Here is an 18,401-nt window from a genome sequence, read left to right as displayed (position 1 = left end):
GTGCCGGTACGGGTCTTGGCGTTTTGGCTGAAAACACGTCGGGCAGCCCGCCCGCTAAGGATTTTCTGGCATGCCGCGATTGCATCGAGCCTTTGCTTTGCTTGGATTGCTGTTGCTGACTGAAAGTGTGGTAGCAGAAAAGTTGCGGCTGGTGGCGGATGCCTGGCCACCCTTTACCGACGCCACGCTGTTCAACGGCGGGTTGGCCACGGACATTGTCAGTACCGCCCTGGCGCGGGCCGGCTATGCCAGTGATTTCGAGCAGGTGCCGTGGGCGCGTGCGTTGCTGGGGTTGGGAGAGGGCCGCTATGACGTTCTGGTCAATGCCTGGTTCAACGAGGAGCGCACACAGCTCGGACAGTTTTCGGGCGAGTACCTGATCAATCGCGTGCGCTTTCTCAAACGTAAAGAGGCACCCATCGAATTCAGCACTTTGCCGCAGCTGTACACCTATCCGATTGCCGTGGTGCGTGGCTACGCCTATTCGCCGACTTTCGATCAGGATGTGTCATTGCAGAAAATTCCGGTGCACAACTTCGCCATGGCGGTGCGCATGGTCGCGGCCGACAGGGTCAAGCTGACCCTGGAAGACGAATACGTCGCTCGTTACTACCTGGCCCGTGAGTCGCCCAAGGTCCGCAATGCCGTGGAGTTCTTGCCCAAACCGCTGAGCGAGAATGGCCTGCACATTCTGGTCAGCCTGAAAAATCCTCAGCATGAGCAGATCGTCGCCGGTTTTGACCGCGCCATCGTGGCCATGAAGGCCGACGGCACTTATGCACGGCTGATGAAGCGCCACGGCATGTAAGCCGAGGCTGATGGCTCAATCCTCACTGGTGTCCTTGATCAGATGCGCCGCCAGTGTGCGCAGCGGCCCCAGCTGCCGGCAGATCAAACCCAGTTGCGTCTGCACCAGGCGCTGACCCTCATCGATTTCATCGGGCATCTGCTCGAGCGCGTTGGCCAGCGCTTCCTCCTCATCGCTCTGGATGGCAATCGCGGATTTGCTCGCCAGGCCTTGGGCGATTTCATCGATGCTGGCCGCCAGTTTCACGCCCGCGCCTTCGATCAGTTGTTCGCGCACATCCTGTGGTAGTTGGGTTTCCCGATGCGCACCCAGCCCGGACAAATAACTGAGCAAGGTGTGCGACAGCACCAGGAAGCGGAAGCCGACATCCGCTTCCTTACGGAAATGTCCCGGCTCCATCAGCATGTTGGCCAGGGTGGTCGACAACGCCGCATCGGCGTTGTGGGCGTTGCGCCGCGCCAGGCGATACGCCAGGTCGTCGCTTTTGCCGGCGGCGTATTGCTGCATGATCTGACGCAGGTAGATGCTGTTGCAGGTCAGGGTGTTGGCCAGCACTTTGTTCAGGCGCCGACCCTGCCAGTCCGGCAGGAACAGGAACACCGCCAGGCCGGCGATCAGGCTGCCGAGCAGGGTATCGAACAGCCGCGGCAGGAACAGCCCGTAACCGTCGCCCACCTGGTTGAAGCAGAACAGCACCATCAGGGTGATCGCCGCCGTCGCCAGGGTGTAGCGGGTGGTGCGGTTGATAAAGAACACCACTCCGGCGGCAATCGCGAAACAGGACTGGACCAGTGGGTTCGGGAACAGGTCGAACAGCGCCCAGGCCAAGGTCAGGCCGATGGCGGTGCCGATGATCCGCTGGCCGAGCTTGCGCCTTGTTGCACCGTAGTTCGGCTGGCAGACAAACAGCGTCGTGAGGATGATCCAGTAACCCTGGGACGGGTGGATCAAATGCACCATGGCGTAGCCGATGCTCAAGGCCAGGGGCAGGCGCAGGGCATGGCGGAACAACAAGGAGGTGGGCGTCAGCTGCGTGCGCAAGCGAACCCAGACATCCTTGAAGTTGCGTGGCGAGCGGTCGAGCAGGCTGCTGTCGGTGGCGTCGGCCAGGGTGTCGGGGTTGCTGGCATCGCTGAGCAGGCGGTCGAGGGTTCCCAGGTTGGCCGCCAGTGCCCGCAGTGAGCGCAACAGCCCGCGCCAGGCAGGATTGCTCTGGATGCGCAGGTGTTCGAGGGAGGCGTGCAGGTCGCCGAGGGCTTCGGCGAAACTCGCGTCATAGGTGAACGGCTGGCGCATCTGGATCGACTCGGCCAGCGCCCGGCACGCCTTGCCTTGCTGGCGCAGCAGGCGCTGGCAGCGGAACAGCACGTCGCTGTGGAAGAACGCGTCCGCCAGGGCGTTGTAAGGGTAGTGCGAGGAGCTGGCACGCTCGTGGATGTCCTGGGCGAGGAAGTACAGCTTCAGGTAGCGGCTGACCTTAGAGCCTGGGCGACCGTTGCCGACCCGGTGCAGGATGATTTCCTTGGCGACGTTCAGCGCGGCAACCACCCGGCCGTTCTGCTGGGCCAGCTCCAGGCGCCGGGCTTCCACGTCCATCTGGCGGATCGGCTCGAACAGCGAAGACTTCAGCTTCAGGTAGAAACCCAGCTCACGGAACAGCCGCGCCAGGCTTTGCTGCACCGGCTGGTTGGAAAACAGCGCCTGCCACAGCACCGACAGCAGGCCGTACCAGGCGGCACCGGCCACCAGCAGCACCGGCTCGTGCCAGAAATCGGTGACTGCACCACCGCGCTGGTCGACGCCGATCATGGTGTAGACCGACAGGATCAGCGTCGCCGAGGCAATCGCCCCATAGCGTTCGCCAAGTGCGCCGAGCATGGTCAGGCAGAAGGCGGCGAGGGCGAAGGCGATGATGAAGAGTATGGGGTAGGGGAACAGCAGTTCGACCGACAGCGCGGCGACGGCGAAACACACCAGCGTCACCGCCAGCGCGTTGAGGCGGCCCTGCCAACTGTCATCGGTCTCGGCCAGGGCGCTGGCGATAATCCCCAGGAACAACGGGATCAACAGCCCCATTTCATCCTGATACCAGCACAAAGCCATGGTACCGGTCAGGGCGATGAACACCCGCACGCTGTAGCTGAATTTATCCAGCGCCCAAAGCCGGCGCAGAGACTGACGGAACGAGGTCGATGACATGAAATGCGAAGGCCTTCCGAGGCAATGACGCTAAATTGAGCCAGTAATGACGCCGACGCAATGGCGGCGATCACATCTGACAGCAATTTCTGTTCCTTGATGTCACACGCCCGCCTCATTTCTTCAGGCAGACAAAGAACCTGTAGGAGCTGGCTTGCCAGCGATGAGGCCGGTACATCCAACATCTTTGTTGACTGTCAGGCCGCCTTCGCTGGCAAGCCAGCTCCTACAGGGAGCAGGGTGTCAGACGTATTGTGCGGCGGCGTAGCCGGAGGCCCAGGCCCACTGGAAGTTGAAGCCGCCCAAATGGCCGGTGACGTCCAGCACTTCACCGATGAAATACAGGCCGGGGCTTTTCAGCGATTCCATGGTCTTGGACGACACCTCGTTGGTATCGACGCCGCCCAGGGTCACTTCGGCGGTGCGGTAGCCTTCGGTGCCGGCCGGTACCACTTTCCAGCTCGCCAGTTTCTCGGCGATCGCAGCAATTTCCCCGTGGGTGTACTGCTTCATCGGTTTGGAAACGAACCAGTTGTCCGCCAGCAGATTGGCCATTTTCTTGGTGAAGATTTCACCGAGCAGGGTTTTCAGTTCGCTGTTCGGGCGTTCGGCCTGTTGCTGTTGCAGCCAGGACGGTACGTCGTGGTCGGGCATCAGGTTGATCTCGACCGTGTCGCCGGATTCCCAGAACGAGGAAATCTGCAGGATCGCCGGTCCGCTGAGGCCACGGTGGGTGAACAGGATGTTCTCGCGAAAGCTCTGGTCATTGCAGCTGACCAGGCAATCCACCGAGGTACCGGACAACTCGGTGCACAGTTCCTTGAGTTGATCGGTGATGGTGAACGGCACCAGCCCCGCGCGGGTCGGTAGCAGGTCGTGACCGAACTGCTTGGCCACCTGGTAGCCAAAACCGGTGGCGCCCAGGGTCGGGATCGACAGGCCGCCGGTGGCGATCACCAGCGATTCGCACGTCACCTGGCCCAGGGTGGTGTCCAGCAAATAGCCCTTCTCGAGTTTCTCGATGGTCTGGATCGAGGTGTCCAGGTGCAGGCTGACGCCGACTTGATCGCACTCGTTGAGCAGCATTTCGAGAATGTCGCTGGATTTGTTATCGCAGAACAGCTGGCCGAGCTTTTTCTCGTGGTACGGCACGCCGTGCTTGGCCACCATGCCGATGAAATCCCACTGGGTGTAGCGGGCCAGGGCAGATTTGCAGAAGTGGGCGTTCTGCGAGAGGAAATTGCTCGGTTCCGTGTACATGTTGGTGAAATTGCAGCGGCCACCGCCGGACATCAGGATTTTCTTGCCGGCCTTGTTGGCGTGGTCGAGCAACAGCACCTGGCGCCCGCGCCCGGCGGCGGTCAGTGCACACATCAACCCTGCGGCGCCAGCGCCAATGATCACGACTTCGGTAGAGCGCAAAACGGTGTCCTCTCGGTATATCACCACAAAACAAACTGTGGGAGCGGGCTTGCTCGCGAAAGGGCCATCACATTCAACATCAATGTCGACTGAGAAACCGCTTTCGCGAGCAAGCCCGCTCCCACAGGGGGATCTTCGTTGGGTCGAAGATCGCTTACAGGATGCGCACGCGCAACGAACGGCCCTTGATCTTGCCGTCGTTCAGGCGTTGCAGGGCCTGCTTGGCGACGCCGCGTTCCACGGCCACGAAGGCCTGGAAGTCGAAGATGGCGATCTTGCCGACCTGGGCGCCCGGGATGCCCGCTTCACCGGTCAGTGCGCCAAGGATGTCGCCTGGACGCACTTTGTCCTTACGGCCGCCAGCGATGCACAGGGTGCTCATCTGAGGCAGCAGCGGACCACCACCCTTGGAGGTGAGGTTGTCCACCTGATCCCAGGTCAATGGTGTCTTCTGCAATTGTTCGATGGCTTGGGCGCGCTGCGCTTCGGACGGCGCCACCAGGCTGATCGCGAGGCCTTTCTCACCGGCGCGGCCAGTACGGCCGACGCGGTGGATGTGGATTTCCGAATCACGGGCCAGTTCGACGTTGATCACCATGTCCAGGGAATCGATGTCCAGGCCGCGGGCCGCGACGTCGGTGGCCACCAGCACGGAGGTGCTGCGGTTGGCGAACATCGCCAGTACCTGGTCGCGATCACGCTGTTCCAGGTCGCCGTGCAGGCCGACGGCGGAGATGCCTTTGGCCGTCAGGTGATCAACGGTTTCCTGGACCTGCTGCTTGGTGAAGCAGAACGCCACGCAGGACGCCGGGCGGAAGTGGCCCAGCACCTTGGTCACGGCGCTCATGCGATCGTCAGGGGAAATTTCGTAGAAGCGCTGCTCGATCTGCGTGTCGTCGTGGAACGCCTCGGCCTTCACTTGCTGCGGGTTGCGCATGAACTTCGAGGCCAGCTGCTTGATGCCCACCGGGTAGGTGGCGGAGAACAGCAGGGTCTGGCGACGCTCCGGGGCCTGCATGATGATTTCTTCGATGGAGTCGTAGAAACCCATGTCGAGCATGCGGTCGGCTTCATCGAGGATCAGGGTGTTGAGGCCGTGCAGGACCAGCGAGCCCTTGCGCAGGTGCTGCTGGATGCGCCCCGGGGTGCCGACGATGATGTGTGCGCCGTGTTCCAGCGAAGCGATCTGCGGGCCGAGGGACACGCCGCCACACAGGGTCAGGACCTTGATGTTGTCTTCGGCACGGGCCAGGCGACGGATTTCCTTGGCGACCTGGTCAGCCAGCTCGCGGGTCGGGCACAGGATCAGCGCCTGGCAACCGAAGTAGCGCGGATTGATCGGGTTCAGCAGGCCGATACCGAAGGCGGCGGTCTTGCCGCTGCCGGTCTTGGCCTGGGCGATCAGGTCCATCCCCTTGAGGATCACCGGCAAGCTTTGCGCCTGGATCGGCGTCATCTGGGCATAACCGAGGGAGTCGAGGTTAGCCAGCATGGCGGCGGACAGCGGCAAAGTATTAAATTCGGTGGCGATGGTGGTCACGGGACTGGCCTGCAAAACAAAATGTCGCGCAGTGTACCAGTCCGATGGCCATTCGCCCTAAGGCTCTATGTGTTCTTCCGGACGTTTGACGCGCCGTCCGTCTTCCCGGGAGAGCTGGGAAAAGATCGCTGCAGCCAGCATTGCCATGATGCCAACCGTCACGAATGTTAGTTGAAAGGCACCCAAAACCGTCTCCACGCCGTCATTTCCGATCCCCGCCGTAAACCCGCCAAGCAGCGCACCGGCGCAGGCTACGCCCAGGCTCAGGGACAATTGCGCGACCACCGACAGCAGACTGTTGCCGCTGCTGGCACTGGCGTCATCAAGGTCGATCAGGGTCACGGTGTTCATCGCCGTGAACTGCAAGGAGTTGATCGCCCCCAGCACTGCCAGCAGGCACAGCAGCAGCCAGTACGGCGTCTGCTCGCTGACCAGGCCCATGCTGGCCAGCATGATCCCCAACGCCAGGGTGTTGCCAGTCAGCACGATACGGTAGCCCAGGCGTTCGATCAGCGGCCGCGCCACCCACTTGGCGATCATCGCCGCAGCCGCCAGCGGCAGCATGCTCATCCCCGCCTGGGACGGCGAATAACCCAGGGCCACTTGCAGCAACAGTGGCACCAGGAATGGCAGGGCGCCGCTACCGAGCCGGGCGAAGAGGTTGCCGAGAATGCCGACGGCAAAGGTCCGGGTCTTGAACAGCGATGGCGCGAACAGCGGATTGTCGATGTGCCCGGCGCGCAGCCAGTAGGCGGCCAGGCAGGCCATGCCGCCGAACAACAGCAGCATCACCCGCAGGTGTGGCAGGTGCAGTTCGCCCAAGCCTTCCATGGCGACGGTGATCAGGATCATCGCCGCGCCGAACAGCAGGAACCCCAGGCTATCGAAGCGGGTCCGTTCGGAACCACGCAGGTCGGGGATGAATTTCCACACGGCGTAGCAGCCAACAAGACCCACCGGAAGGTTGATCAGAAAGATCCAGTGCCAGGTCAGGTACTCCACCATCCAGCCGCCCATGGTCGGGCCGATCAACGGCCCGAGCAGGCCGGGAATGGTGATGAAACCCATGATTCGCACCAGTTCCGAGCGCGGGTAGGCGCGCAGCACCACCAGTCGCCCGACCGGCAGCATCAACGCGCCGCCCAGGCCCTGGATCACCCGGGCGCCGATCAGCATGCTCAAGCTGCTGGACAAGGCGCAGAGCAGCGAGCCGAAACTGAACAGCAGGATCGCGCTGAAGAAGATTTTTTTCGTGCCGAAACGGTCGGCGATCCAGCCAGAGGCGGGGATCAGCAAGGCGACCGTGAGCATGTAGGCAATGATCACGCCCTGCATGCGCAGCGGGTCTTCCGCCAGGTCGCTGGCCATGGCCGGCAGGGCGGTGTTGAGGATCGTCCCGTCGAGGGACTGCATGAAGAAGGCAATGGCGACGACCCAAGGCACCCAGCGGGCGGTGACCGGATCGAGAGGCGGGCGGTTGGGCATGGGACCTCTTGTGGTGGTCAGGGAACCGAACCCTGTGGGAGCGGGCTTGCTCGCGAAGGGGCCATCACATTCAACATCAATGTTGAATGACCCACCGCTTTCGCGAGCAAGCCCGCTCCCACAGGGGGATTGTGTTTACAGGGTCAACGTCAGGCGCCGGACGATCGCCCCCGGCAACAACGCCGATGCCGTCGCCCGCTGGCTGTAGGTGCTCGCCGACAACAGCAATTCGCGCTCCGCGGTCAGCGCTTCCAGCTGTGAACCCAGCAGGCTGTAGGCGCTGTCGTCGAAACGCATGGTGCTGACCGGTGCCTGGATCTCGCCGTTCTCGACCCAGAAGGTCGCGAAGCGCGTCATGCCGGTCAGGCGTGCCGCCGGTTGATCCGAGAAGTTCAGGTACCACAGGTTGCTGATGTACAGGCCGGTACCGAGTTGCTTGAGGATCTGTGCCTCGGGCAACTCCCCGGCCTGCATGTTCAGGGCCGTCGGCGATTCCCCGCCGCTGGCGCCGTTGGCGGTCAAGCCGTATTCGGCGGCGCTGCGCGAACCCACCAGTTGCGCACCGGCCCTGCCTTCGACAATCAAGCCCAGATCGCTTCGCGGGTAACCTTCGTCGGAGAACGCCGGACTCAGCGAGCCGCTGACCTTTTCATCCAGCGAGACCAGTGGGCTGAACGCCTGATCGCCCCCGTAAAGCTTCTGCAGCGGGCTGCTTTTGCTGGCGATCGACTGTGCCGAAAAGCCACCCCAGCACAGCATGCCCATGATCTCTTCCAGCGCGGCGGGCGCCAGGTAGGCGCGGTACTGACCCGGCGCCAGGGTGCGCAGCGGTCGCCCCAGGTATTCAAGCTGTTCACGTGCCTGCTGGAAGCGTTTGGCAAAGCCTGCGCTATTCCAATCGTGTCCGGCGTAGCTGGCCTTCACCGCCTGGCCGTTTTCATGGAACAGGCTGAAATCGAAGTTGAAGCTGTTGGCCTGGTGCCAGCCGAACGCCCCGGCGGAGCTGGCGAAACCACGGCTGATCGGCCCGGCGGCATAGAATCCGACCAGGTCCAGGCCTTCGGCGGCCTGGGTGATTTCTGCGACCACTTGCTCGGTGTCCGGCAGCGGATGCTCCTGCACGTTTTTGCTTTGCCAGCCGTTGTAGTTGAGCAGCAGGTAAGGGTCCTGGGGCAGCAGCGGCAAGGTTTCGCGCAGTTGTTGCAGGCCTTCGGCCAGGCGCTGACGGTCGACTGCAGGATCGCCCGCCAGGGTTATCTGCAGGTCGGCGTGGCGGCCATCGTTGATCAGTTTCAAACCGATGCTCGCCTGTTGCACCTGCCCGGCCTGCCGCACCTTGGCGTGGTTGAAGCGCACGAAGGCCGAGGATTCGGCGGCGTAGCTGAGGGTGAACTGTTCCGGTTCGTGCAGCGCTTCGCGTAATTCGGCGACCAATGCCTTGAACGACTCGGCCTGGGCTTTCGACGTAGTCATCAGCTGTCTCCCCCAAATACATCAACGTTGCTGAACACGCAGGCTGGCGAGGCATGGCCCACGCGGATCACTTGATTCGGTTCGCCCTTGCCACAGTTCGGTGTGCCCAGGACCTTGAAGGTGCTGGCATCGCCGACCGCGCTGAGGCTCTTCCAGAACTGCGCGGAAATGGCCCGGTAGTTCGGGTTCTTCACCACGCCCTTGAGTTCGCCGTTTTCGATCAACTGGCCCCATTCGCAACCGAACTGGAACTTGTTGCGCGCATCGTCGATGGACCAGGAGCGGTTGGTGCTCATCAGGATGCCGTGTTCGATGTTGCCGATCAGTTGCTCGAGCGGCTGGTCGCCAGGCTCGATGTTGAGGTTGGCCATGCGGTCGATCGGCGGGCGGTTCCAGCCGCAGGCGCGGCTGTTGGCGACCCCGTCGAGGCCGGCGCGGAACTGCGAGAGTGCACCGCCCAAGGGGCGCAGCAGCAGGCCTTGGCGAATCAGGAACTGTTTGCTGGCGGCCGTGCCGTCGTCGTCATGGCCGTAGCTGGCGAGCTGTTCCGGGATATCGGGATCGAACGTTACGTTCAACAATGGCGAGCCGTACTGCAGATGGCCGAAGTCGCCGGCCTTGACGAAGCTGGTGCCGGCATAATTGCGCTCATCCCCGAGGATGCGGTCCAGTTCCAGCGGGTGGCCGATGGATTCGTGGATCTGCAGCATCATCTGGTCGGGCATCAGCAGCAGGTCGCGCGGACCTTGCGGCGTGTTCGGTGCCAGCAGCAATTGCAGCGCCTGATCGGCAATTTTCACCCCTGCGCCGATCAGTCCGCAGCGGCTGATGACCTCGAAGCCACCCTGCTGACCGAAGTTTTCCCGGCCGAGTGTGCGGGTCTGGCTGTCGTTGCCGTCGTAGGCGGTGACATCGAGGCCCGGGTAGACGAAGCGCTGGGCCTGTCGCAGTTCGGCGCCGGCGCTGTTGAGGTAGATCTGCTCGACGTGGGTGATGCCGATGCTGACCTGCCAGCTCACCAGGCGTTCGTCCTTGGGCACGGCGGCGGATTCGGCCCCCAGCAGCTGGTAGCAGTCGCTCAGGGAGGGGAACGGCTGGTCGAGGTTCGGCGAGAAATAATCGGCACGGTCGCTGGATACCGCCTGGTCGCGCAGATCCAGCAAGGCGTGAGGCTTGAGCCGGCGCGCCTGCTGTTCGGCGCGCTCAAGGGCAGCTTGCAGGCCCTGTTGCGACAGATCGTTGGTGGCGGCATAGGCTTCCACACCATTGACCCGCACGGTCAGCATCGCCCCTTCGTCGCGGCTCAGGCTCGGCGGTTCGGCGACGTTCTTGCGCACCGACAGGTACTGGCCGGACTCGCGCACATAACGCAGGGAAAAGAATTCGGCGCCCGTGCGCAAGGCAGCAAAGCGCTGCTTGAGCTGGGGGTGGAAATCGAACATTCGGGAACCTCCTTGGTATGGAGTGGCGGTGCAGCGGTGCGGCGAGGGGATGAAGCGATTGCGCGGCACTAGAGTAGGCCTGTGCGTGGGGAGGATCAAGGGCGGATGGCGGGGGGGGAAATTGCGCACTGCAGAGGACGCGTGACAGGTTTGCTGACGATTGAAGTTCGCGAACACCCCATTGCGGCTTGCTCGCGATCAATCCCTCTGTCAGTCAAGGCGCTGTTTTCAAGCGCTCAGGTAGGCGAACGCTGCCACATAAATGAACAGGCTTGCAAAGAAAGAAGGCAGGATTTTTTTTGTTTTGACGACCGCAATGAAGGTGCCCACCAGCAAGAACAGCTTCACTGCATCCATCATCTCAAACTGCCTTATCAGCGTAAGCGCATCCATCTTGTTGAACGCGGTGTCGTAGATGATGACCCCCAACATGGCTTGCGCGCTGTAGCTGATGAACCGATAAAAGGAACCCTGGGTTCGGGTGAGCGCAGTGCTGTTTTTGAAGGCAAAGGGCAGGGCACGAAATGCAAAGGCGGTAACGGCGGAGAATGCAATAAGAAGCCAGATTGTCATGAAGCTACGTTGCCTCGTTTTTTGTAATTGTTTTCGATGAGTACGACCAGTCCGCCAATTATAAAAGGCGTGCAGAGCAAGCTGTAATCCTTGAATAGATAGATCAGCAATGGTGCACCGACAAAGCCCAGCCAATAACTTGATACTTCCGCGTAATGAGGCCAGTGCTTGCCGGCCAACGCTGTAAATTGAAGGGGTAATAGCAGTGTCATCGCAGCATAGATGACCGGTGAGGTAAGTCCTGCACCGGCGACGAAACCGATGTAGGTACAGATAATCGATACACCAAATATTGGGATGCCAAGGCCTATCATGTAAGTGAAGGGGTGATCGGTTTTCCGCTTGAATCGAGTAAGGCAGCCTGTGAATATCGAAGGAGTGATGAGAATCAGGGATGCCATGGTTTTCGTGGTTGAAGTGTTTCTTATATAAGGTGCCAGTGTCGCGGAGAGCAGCACGAAACGAGCATTGAGCGCAACGATGATGGGGAGCAATATCCATCCGTCGTTATAGCTTTGTATCAGCAAAAACTGCAGCGGGGTGGAAAATATCAACAGGGTCGTTGCGAGCGCTTGGCTCAGTGATAATGATTGTGTCGCGCTTAAAACACCTATGGATAAGTACAGGAAAATGAACGCAACGCCAAACGTGATCGCGTCCCGTGCACCTTCAATAAAAACGTTGCTGGCCGAAGAGCGAATCGATACATCCGGAGTCCCCATCAATGAACCACCCCGTTGTCTCTGAAATAACTTAGGACCTTGGGGTAGTCGATATCAGGCATGTCCTTGATTTCCATTAAAACTGCTCGTGTCCGATTGAATTGGGGCGCGGATAGTAATGGAGGTTTTTATGTTGGTGTGAATACATGTGTTGCGAGTTTTGTGGAAGTGTTTGTAATTGTTTTTAGTTACTTGTTGTGATGATTGTTGTTTGTTTAAAGCAGTATGTGCTAGCCAAAAAAAACCGACAACCCGGGAAGGTTGACGGTTTTGTTTGAAGCCAGTTCGCTAGTGGTTAAGCTGTCTGGCCCACTTCACGCATAGGCTTGCCCTTCACCGGCGCATCGCCCGCTACGTAGTAATCGGCCTTGCTGCGCGGCAATGGCTGGCGGCCACGGATCTTGTCGGCGATTTTCTCGGCCATCATGATCGTCGGCGCGTTCAGGTTGCCGGTGGTGATGATCGGCATGATCGACGCATCGACCACGCGCAGGCCTTGCATGCCATGCACGCGACCTTCGCCATCGACCACGGCCATTTCATCGGTGCCCATCTTGCACGAGCAGGACGGATGGAACGCGGTTTCGGCGTGTTCGCGGATGAACTTGTCCAGTTGCTCATCGGTTTGCACTTCGATGCCCGGGCTGATTTCGCGACCACGGAAGGCGTCCAGCGCAGGTTGCTGCATGATTTCCCGGGTCAGGCGGATGCCATCGCGAAATTCCTGCCAGTCCTGCTCGGTGGCCATGTAATTGAACAGGATGCTCGGGTGCTGGCGCGGGTCCTTGGACTTGGCCTGGATGCGCCCGCGGCTTGGCGAACGCATGGAGCCCATGTGCGCCTGGAAGCCGTGTTCTTTCACACCGTTGCTGCCGTTGTAGTTAATCGCCACCGGCAGGAAGTGGTACTGGATGTTCGGCCATTCGAATTCCGGACGGGTACGGATGAAACCGCCGGCTTCGAACTGGTTGCTGGCGCCGATGCCGGTGCCGTTGAACAGCCACTCGGCACCGATGGCCGGCTGGTTGTACCAGAGCAGCGACGGGTACAGCGAGACCGGTTGGGTGCAGGCGTATTGCAGGTACAGCTCAAGGTGGTCCTGCAGGTTTTCACCGACGCCCGGCAGGTCGTGGACCACCGGAATGTCGAGCTTGTTCAGCAGTTCGGCCGGGCCGACGCCGGAGCGTTGCAGGATCTGCGGCGAAGCGATGGCGCCGGAGCACAACAGCACTTCCTTGCGCGCCTTGGCTTCAACGCGCTCTTCGGCGTCGCCGACCAGGTAACGCACGCCGACCGCACGCTTGCCGTCGAACAGGATCTTGTCGGTCAGGGCGTGGGTGACGATGGTCAGGGTCGAACGCTTCTTGGCCACGTCCAGGTAACCGCGGGCGGTGGAAGCACGACGACCTTTGGGGGTCACGGTGCGGTCCATCGGGCCGAAGCCTTCCTGCTGGTAGCCGTTCAAGTCTTCGGTGCGCGGGTAACCGGCCTGCACTCCTGCATCAACCATGGCGTGGAACAGCGGGTTGTTGCCGGCTTTCGGTGTGGTCACGCTGACCGGACCGTCGCCACCGTGGTAGTCGTTCGGGCCGATGTCGCGGGTTTCCGCTTTACGGAAATACGGCAGGCAGTCCAGGTACGACCAGTCTTCCAGGCCTGGCAGTTTCGCCCAGCCGTCGTAGTCCATGGCGTTGCCGCGGATGTAGCACATGCCGTTGATCAGTGAGGAACCGCCCAGGCCCTTGCCGCGACCGCATTCCATCCGGCGATTGTCCATGTGTGGTTCTGGATCGGTTTCGTAGGCCCAGTTGTAGCGACGGCCTTGCAGCGGGAACGCCAGGGCGGCCGGCATCTGCGTGCGGAAGTCGAAACGGTAGTCCGGACCACCGGCTTCGAGCAGCAGGACGGTGACGCCGGCGTCTTCGGTCAGGCGGGTCGCCAGGGTGTTACCGGCCGAGCCGGCACCGATGATGATGTAGTCGAATTCTTGGGACATTGAATGCACCCTCTTTGAAGTTGGTTCAGGTCAGGCCTCGGCGAGTGCTGCGCACTCGATCGCCAGCAGGCTGGCTCCCACAGGTATTGCGCTGTCCCTGTAGGAGCTGGCTTGCCAGCGAAAGCGGCCTCAAGGGCAATACACAACCCGGGTTAGAACACCGAGACGTAATCGCCCAGCTCGACCTGTACCGATTTGATGCGGGTGAAGTTGTTCAGCGAGCTGATGCCGTTCTCACGGCCAACACCCGACTGCTTGTAGCCGCCAACCGGCATCTTCGCGTCGGACTCGCCCCAGGCGTTGATCCAGCAGATACCGGCTTCCAGTTGATGAATCACGCGGTGGGCGCGGTTCAGGTCCTTGGTGACGATACCGGCGGCCAGGCCGAAGTCGGTGTCGTTGGCACGGCGGATCACTTCTTCTTCAGTCTCGTAGGAGAGGATCGCCATCACCGGGCCAAAGATTTCTTCACGCACGATGGTCATGTCATCGCTGCAGTCGGTGAACACGGTCGGCGCAACGAACGCGCCCTTGGCGAATTCGCCTTCGGTCAGACGCTCGCCGCCGCACAGCAGGCGTGCACCTTCTTCCTTGCCCTTGGCGATGTAGCCCAGCACGCTTTCCATGTGGGCGAAGCTGACCAGCGGGCCGAAGTTGGTGTTTTCGTCTTCCGGGTTGCCGACGCGAATGCGCGCAACGCGCTCAACGATCTTGGCTTCGAAAGCGGCTTTCAGGTGCGCCGGCACGAACACGCGGGTGCCGTTGGTGCAGACCTGACCGGAGCTGTAGAAGTTGGCCATCATTGCGGTGTCGGCGGCGCGATCGAGGTCGGCGTCGTCGCAGATGATCAGCGGCGATTTGCCACCCAGTTCCATGGTCACGTCTTTCAGCGAAGAGCTCGAAGCGCTGGCCATGACTTTCTTGCCGGTGTCGGTGCCGCCGGTGAACGAGACTTTCTCGATGCGCGGGTGCTCGGTCAGCCAGGTGCCGACTTCGCGGCCGCTGCCTGTCAGGACGTTGAACACGCCTGCTGGCAGGCCGGCTTCGGTGTAGATCTCGGCCAGTTTCAGAGTGGTCAGCGAGGTGACTTCGCTTGGCTTGAAGATCATCGCGTTACCGGCCGCCAGGGCCGGAGCGGATTTCCACAGGGCGATCTGGATCGGGTAGTTCCACGCGCCGATACCGGCCACGACGCCCAGCGGCTCGCGACGGGTGTAGACGAACGAGGTGGTGCGCAGCGGAATCTGCTCGCCCTCGATGGCCGGAACCAGGCCAGCGTAGTACTCCAGCACGTCGGCGCCGGTAACGATGTCGACGTAGCGGGTTTCGGAGTACGACTTGCCGGTGTCCAGGGTTTCCAGGGCGGCCAGTTCATCGTTGCGCTCGCGCAGGATGTCCACGGCGCGACGCAGGATGCGCGAACGCTCCATGGCGGTCATCGCGGCCCAGATCTTCTGGCCCTTTTCGGCGCTGACCACAGCGCGCTCGACGTCTTCCTTCGTAGCGCGTTGTACTTTTGCGAGGACTTCACCGTTAGCCGGGTTGATGGCTTCGAAAGTGGCGTCGCTGCCAGCGTCGCTGTAGCCGCCGTCGATGTAGAGTTTTTGCAGTTCGAAACGGGCCATAAAGTCCTCGCAAGTGCATTGGTTGTTGGCACGGTGCGGATGTCGAGCGTTCTATATGTGCTCTAACTCACCCGCTTGGCCAGTTGGATATCCATGTATTCGTAAGCGATCTGTTGTGCCTGCCCGGTGTCGAAAGCGTCTCCCGACAGCGCGCCGCGCAACCACAAGCCGTCAATCAACGCTGCCAGGCCCCGGGCGGCGGTGCGCGCATCATCGAGCGGCAACACGCGGCGGAACTGGCAGCACAGGTTGGAATACAGACGGTGATCGTTGATCCGCTGCAACCTGTGCAAAGACGGCTGGTGCATGCTGGTGGCCCAAAAGGCCAGCCAGGTTTTCATTGCCGGGCCATTGACCTGGCTGGCGTCGAAGTTGCCTTCGATGATCACCTGCAGATGCGCCCGCGGGCTGTCATCTGTCAGCGCCAGTCGGCGCGCGGTGACGTTCTCGCTCAGCACAGTCATCAAGTACCCCATGGTGGCGGCGATCAGGCCATTCTTGTCCTGAAAGTAGTGACTGATGATGCCATTCGAGACACCGGCCAAACGGGCGATCAGCGCAATGCTGGCGTCCCCCATTCCGACCTGGTCGACCGCCAGCAATGTGGCTTCGATCAACTGCTGGCGACGGATGGGTTGCATACCGACCTTGGGCATCTTGCACATCTCCTTAGGCCTTCCGGCAGACGCAGGACGTCTATCGGATTGAGGGCCAGTCTATTTTGTTTTGATTGAACGTTCAATCAACAAAGAATAAGATCTGCGACAAATCGTCGCTGCCTACAGAGTTTTCCGACGCGTAGCGGCGAAAAAAACGACTTCCGTAAATGCTCGAAACCTACGCGTCACGGCGCTCAAGGGGCTTCGGGCCCTTTGGGGTTGTCTTTATATCACCCGCTGGTCGGCTGCCCACTAACCGATTGGTCGGGTAACCCGTTTGTCTTGCGTTCTTCTCTCGCACTGCCCGGAGCATCTGTGCCATGAGTTCTGCCTCGCTAATAAAGACCCCACCCGAGAAGGTGACGGTCAACGGTTGGGTGTTCTACACCTCTACCGCGTTGATTCTGCTGTTGACCGCCATTCTGATCATCGCCCCGCAAGAGGCCGGCAGACTGCTCGGTATGGCGCAAGCCTGGTTGTCCCGCAGCTTCGGCTGGTACTACATGGTGGTGATTGCCGCCTACCTGATCTTCGTGGTCGGCCTGGCGTTCTCGTCCTACGGCAAATTGAAACTGGGCAGCAAGGACGACACCCCGGACTTCAGCTACGGCGCTTGGGCGGGGATGCTGTTCTCGTCGGGGATCGGCATCTCGCTGCTGTACTTCGGTGCTTCCGAGCCGCTGGACCACTACTTCAACCCGCCGGAAGGCGTGGCCGGCAGCAACCTTGCCGCCCGTCAGGCGGTGCAACTGACCTTCCTGCACTGGGGTCTGCATGGCTGGGCGATCTACGCGCTGGTCGGCCTGGCGGTGGCGTATTTCGCCTACCGGCATAACCAGCCGCTGGCGCTGCGTTCGGCGCTGTATCCGCTGGTGGGCGAGCGTTGGGTCAAGGGCGCGGCCGGGCATGCGGTGGACGGCTTCGGCATGTTCGTGACCCTGTTGGGTCTGGTGACCAACCTGGGGATTGGTTCGCTGCAGGTGTCGTCGGGCCTGGAAAACCTGTTCGGCATGGAACACAGCAACACCAACCTGCTGATCGTGATCATCGTGATGAGCACCGTGGCGACCATCGCTGCCGTGTCCGGGGTGGAAAACGGCATTCGTCGCCTGTCCAACCTCAACATCGTGCTGTTCAGCGGCCTGCTGATTTTCGTCCTGCTGTTCGGCCCGACCCTGCACCTGCTCAACGGCTTCGTGCAAAACGTCGGTGACTACCTCAACGGCGTGGTGCTGAAGACGTTCGACCTGTATGTGTACGAAGGCGACAGCGAGAAGTCCGACCGCTGGTTGGGCCTGTGGACCCTGTTCTACTGGGCCTGGTGGATTTCCTGGGCGCCATTCGTGGGCATGTTCATCGCGCGTATTTCCCGTGGTCGCACGGTGCGTGAACTGGTGGCTGGCGTATTGCTGATTCCGCTGGGTTTCACCCTGGCGTGGCTGTCGATCTTCGGTAACTCGGCCCTGGACCTGGTGATGAACCACGGGGCAGTGGAGCTCGGGAAGACGGCGCTGGAGCAGCCGTCCATGGCGATCTACCAGTTGCTTGAGCATTACCCGGCGTCGAAAGTGGTGATCGGCGTGTCGATCTTCGTGGGTTTCGTGTTGTTCCTGACGCCGGCGGATTCCGGTGCGGTGATGATGGCCAACCTGTCGTGCAAGGGCGGCAATGTCGACGAAGATGCGCCGCACTGGCTGCGGATCTTCTGGTCTGTGGTGATCACCCTGGTGACCATCGGCCTGCTGTTCGCCGGTAACTTCGAAGCCATGCAAACCATGGTGGTGCTGGCCGGCCTGCCGTTCTCGGTGGTGTTGGTGTGCTTCATGTTCGGCTTGCACAAGGCCATGCGCCAGGACGTGCAGATCGAACAGGAGCAAGCGGAACTGGCGGCCCGTGGTCGTCGTGGTTTCAGCGAGCGCTTGACCCAGCTGGACCTGCAACCGAGCCAGTCGGTGGTGCAGCGCTTCATGGACAAACACGTAAGCCCTGCCTTGCAGGATGCGACCACGCAAATGCGTGCCCAGGGCCTGGAAGTGCAGACGCTGCTGGGCAAGTCCAAGCGCTGCATGGGTGTGCGGGTCGAGATGGAAGAGGGCAACCCGTTTGTCTACGAAGTCAGCCTGGACGGTTATCTGGCTACGCCTACCGAGTCGGCTCAATCCGATGAGGCGCGCCAGCGTTACTACCGCGCCGAGGTGTACCTGCACAACGGCAGCCAGGACTACGACCTGATGGGCTTCACTCAGGATCAGATCACCCGTGATGTGCTCGATCAGTTTGAAAGCCATCGGCAGCTCCTTGGCCGGGTCTATAGCTAAGTTGTGAGGGGCGCGGTGTTTCAGTGACACCGCGTCGCATTCTTCGCGAGCAAGCCCGCTCCCACAGGTGACCGAGTTCTACCAGAGGAATGCGGTCAACTGTGGGAGCGGGCTTGCTCGCGAAGGGGCCATTAGCCAC

The 18,401-nt window shown here is 61.2% G+C and carries 13 protein-coding genes; 2 read left to right on the top strand and 11 right to left on the bottom strand.

Features of this window, described 5'->3' with window-relative positions; translation table 11 throughout:
* Positions 1–70: 70 nt before the first annotated feature.
* Positions 71–808, top strand: coding sequence for a substrate-binding periplasmic protein (locus DKB71_RS31055; protein ID WP_408599200.1), 738 nt, complete (start codon positions 71–73; stop codon positions 806–808).
* A 15-nt stretch (positions 809–823) separates the two neighbouring features.
* Here the strand turns inward: DKB71_RS31055 and yccS are convergent, their stop codons facing one another.
* From yccS to betI, 11 genes are all read right to left on the bottom strand, one after another.
* Positions 824–3,007 carry a YccS family putative transporter gene (gene yccS / locus DKB71_RS31050; protein ID WP_274075594.1) on the bottom strand — a complete coding sequence of 728 codons (2,184 nt, stop codon included), beginning with the start codon at positions 3,005–3,007 and terminating at the stop codon, positions 824–826.
* A gap of 243 nt (positions 3,008–3,250) precedes the next feature.
* A complete protein-coding gene (locus DKB71_RS31045) occupies positions 3,251–4,429 on the bottom strand; it encodes an NAD(P)/FAD-dependent oxidoreductase (protein WP_274075593.1) in 1,179 nt (392 codons plus the stop codon).
* Between the two features lie 154 nt (positions 4,430–4,583).
* Positions 4,584–5,921, bottom strand: a complete 1,338-nt coding sequence (gene dbpA / locus DKB71_RS31040; protein WP_408601178.1) for an ATP-dependent RNA helicase DbpA — start codon at positions 5,919–5,921, stop codon at positions 4,584–4,586.
* A 105-nt stretch (positions 5,922–6,026) separates the two neighbouring features.
* Positions 6,027–7,454 carry a multidrug transporter subunit MdtD gene (mdtD, locus tag DKB71_RS31035; protein ID WP_408599199.1) on the bottom strand — a complete coding sequence of 476 codons (1,428 nt, stop codon included), beginning with the start codon at positions 7,452–7,454 and terminating at the stop codon, positions 6,027–6,029.
* A 135-nt stretch (positions 7,455–7,589) separates the two neighbouring features.
* Positions 7,590–8,927, bottom strand: a complete 1,338-nt coding sequence (locus tag DKB71_RS31030) for a TldD/PmbA family protein (RefSeq protein WP_408599198.1) — start codon at positions 8,925–8,927, stop codon at positions 7,590–7,592.
* The gene (locus DKB71_RS31025) at positions 8,927–10,369 is read right to left on the bottom strand and encodes a TldD/PmbA family protein (protein ID WP_408599197.1); all 1,443 of its coding nucleotides are present in this window, start codon (positions 10,367–10,369) and stop codon (positions 8,927–8,929) included. The genes DKB71_RS31030 and DKB71_RS31025 overlap by 1 nt, the downstream gene beginning before the upstream one ends.
* Positions 10,370–10,597: 228 nt before the next feature.
* Entirely contained in the window at positions 10,598–10,942 is a 345-nt protein-coding gene (locus DKB71_RS31020; RefSeq protein ID WP_408599196.1) for an AzlD domain-containing protein, read from the bottom strand.
* The gene (locus DKB71_RS31015) at positions 10,939–11,664 is read right to left on the bottom strand and encodes an AzlC family ABC transporter permease (RefSeq protein ID WP_408599195.1); all 726 of its coding nucleotides are present in this window, start codon (positions 11,662–11,664) and stop codon (positions 10,939–10,941) included. Before DKB71_RS31015 ends, DKB71_RS31020 begins: the two co-directional genes overlap by 4 nt.
* A 295-nt stretch (positions 11,665–11,959) precedes the next feature.
* Complete coding sequence (gene betA / locus DKB71_RS31010) at positions 11,960–13,660, bottom strand: choline dehydrogenase (protein WP_408599194.1); 1,701 nt, start codon at positions 13,658–13,660, stop codon at positions 11,960–11,962.
* A 152-nt stretch (positions 13,661–13,812) separates the two neighbouring features.
* Positions 13,813–15,285: a betaine-aldehyde dehydrogenase gene (gene betB / locus DKB71_RS31005; protein ID WP_274075585.1), complete on the bottom strand. Its 1,473-nt coding sequence runs from the start codon at positions 15,283–15,285 to the stop codon at positions 13,813–13,815.
* Positions 15,286–15,347: 62 nt separating this feature from the next.
* A complete protein-coding gene (gene betI, locus DKB71_RS31000) occupies positions 15,348–15,941 on the bottom strand; it encodes a transcriptional regulator BetI (RefSeq protein WP_150719160.1) in 594 nt (197 codons plus the stop codon).
* Between the two features lie 380 nt (positions 15,942–16,321).
* Between betI and DKB71_RS30995 the strand changes: the two genes are divergently transcribed.
* The gene (locus DKB71_RS30995; RefSeq protein WP_274075695.1) at positions 16,322–18,262 is read left to right on the top strand and encodes a BCCT family transporter; all 1,941 of its coding nucleotides are present in this window, start codon (positions 16,322–16,324) and stop codon (positions 18,260–18,262) included.
* Positions 18,263–18,401: the final 139 nt, after the last annotated feature.

It is taken from the genome of Pseudomonas sp. PLMAX (assembly GCF_046042685.1).
Lineage (GTDB): Bacteria > Pseudomonadota > Gammaproteobacteria > Pseudomonadales > Pseudomonadaceae > Aquipseudomonas > Aquipseudomonas putida_AE.
Note: the sequence above shows the minus strand (reverse complement) of the source record. Positions and strands in the feature narration are given on the sequence as shown.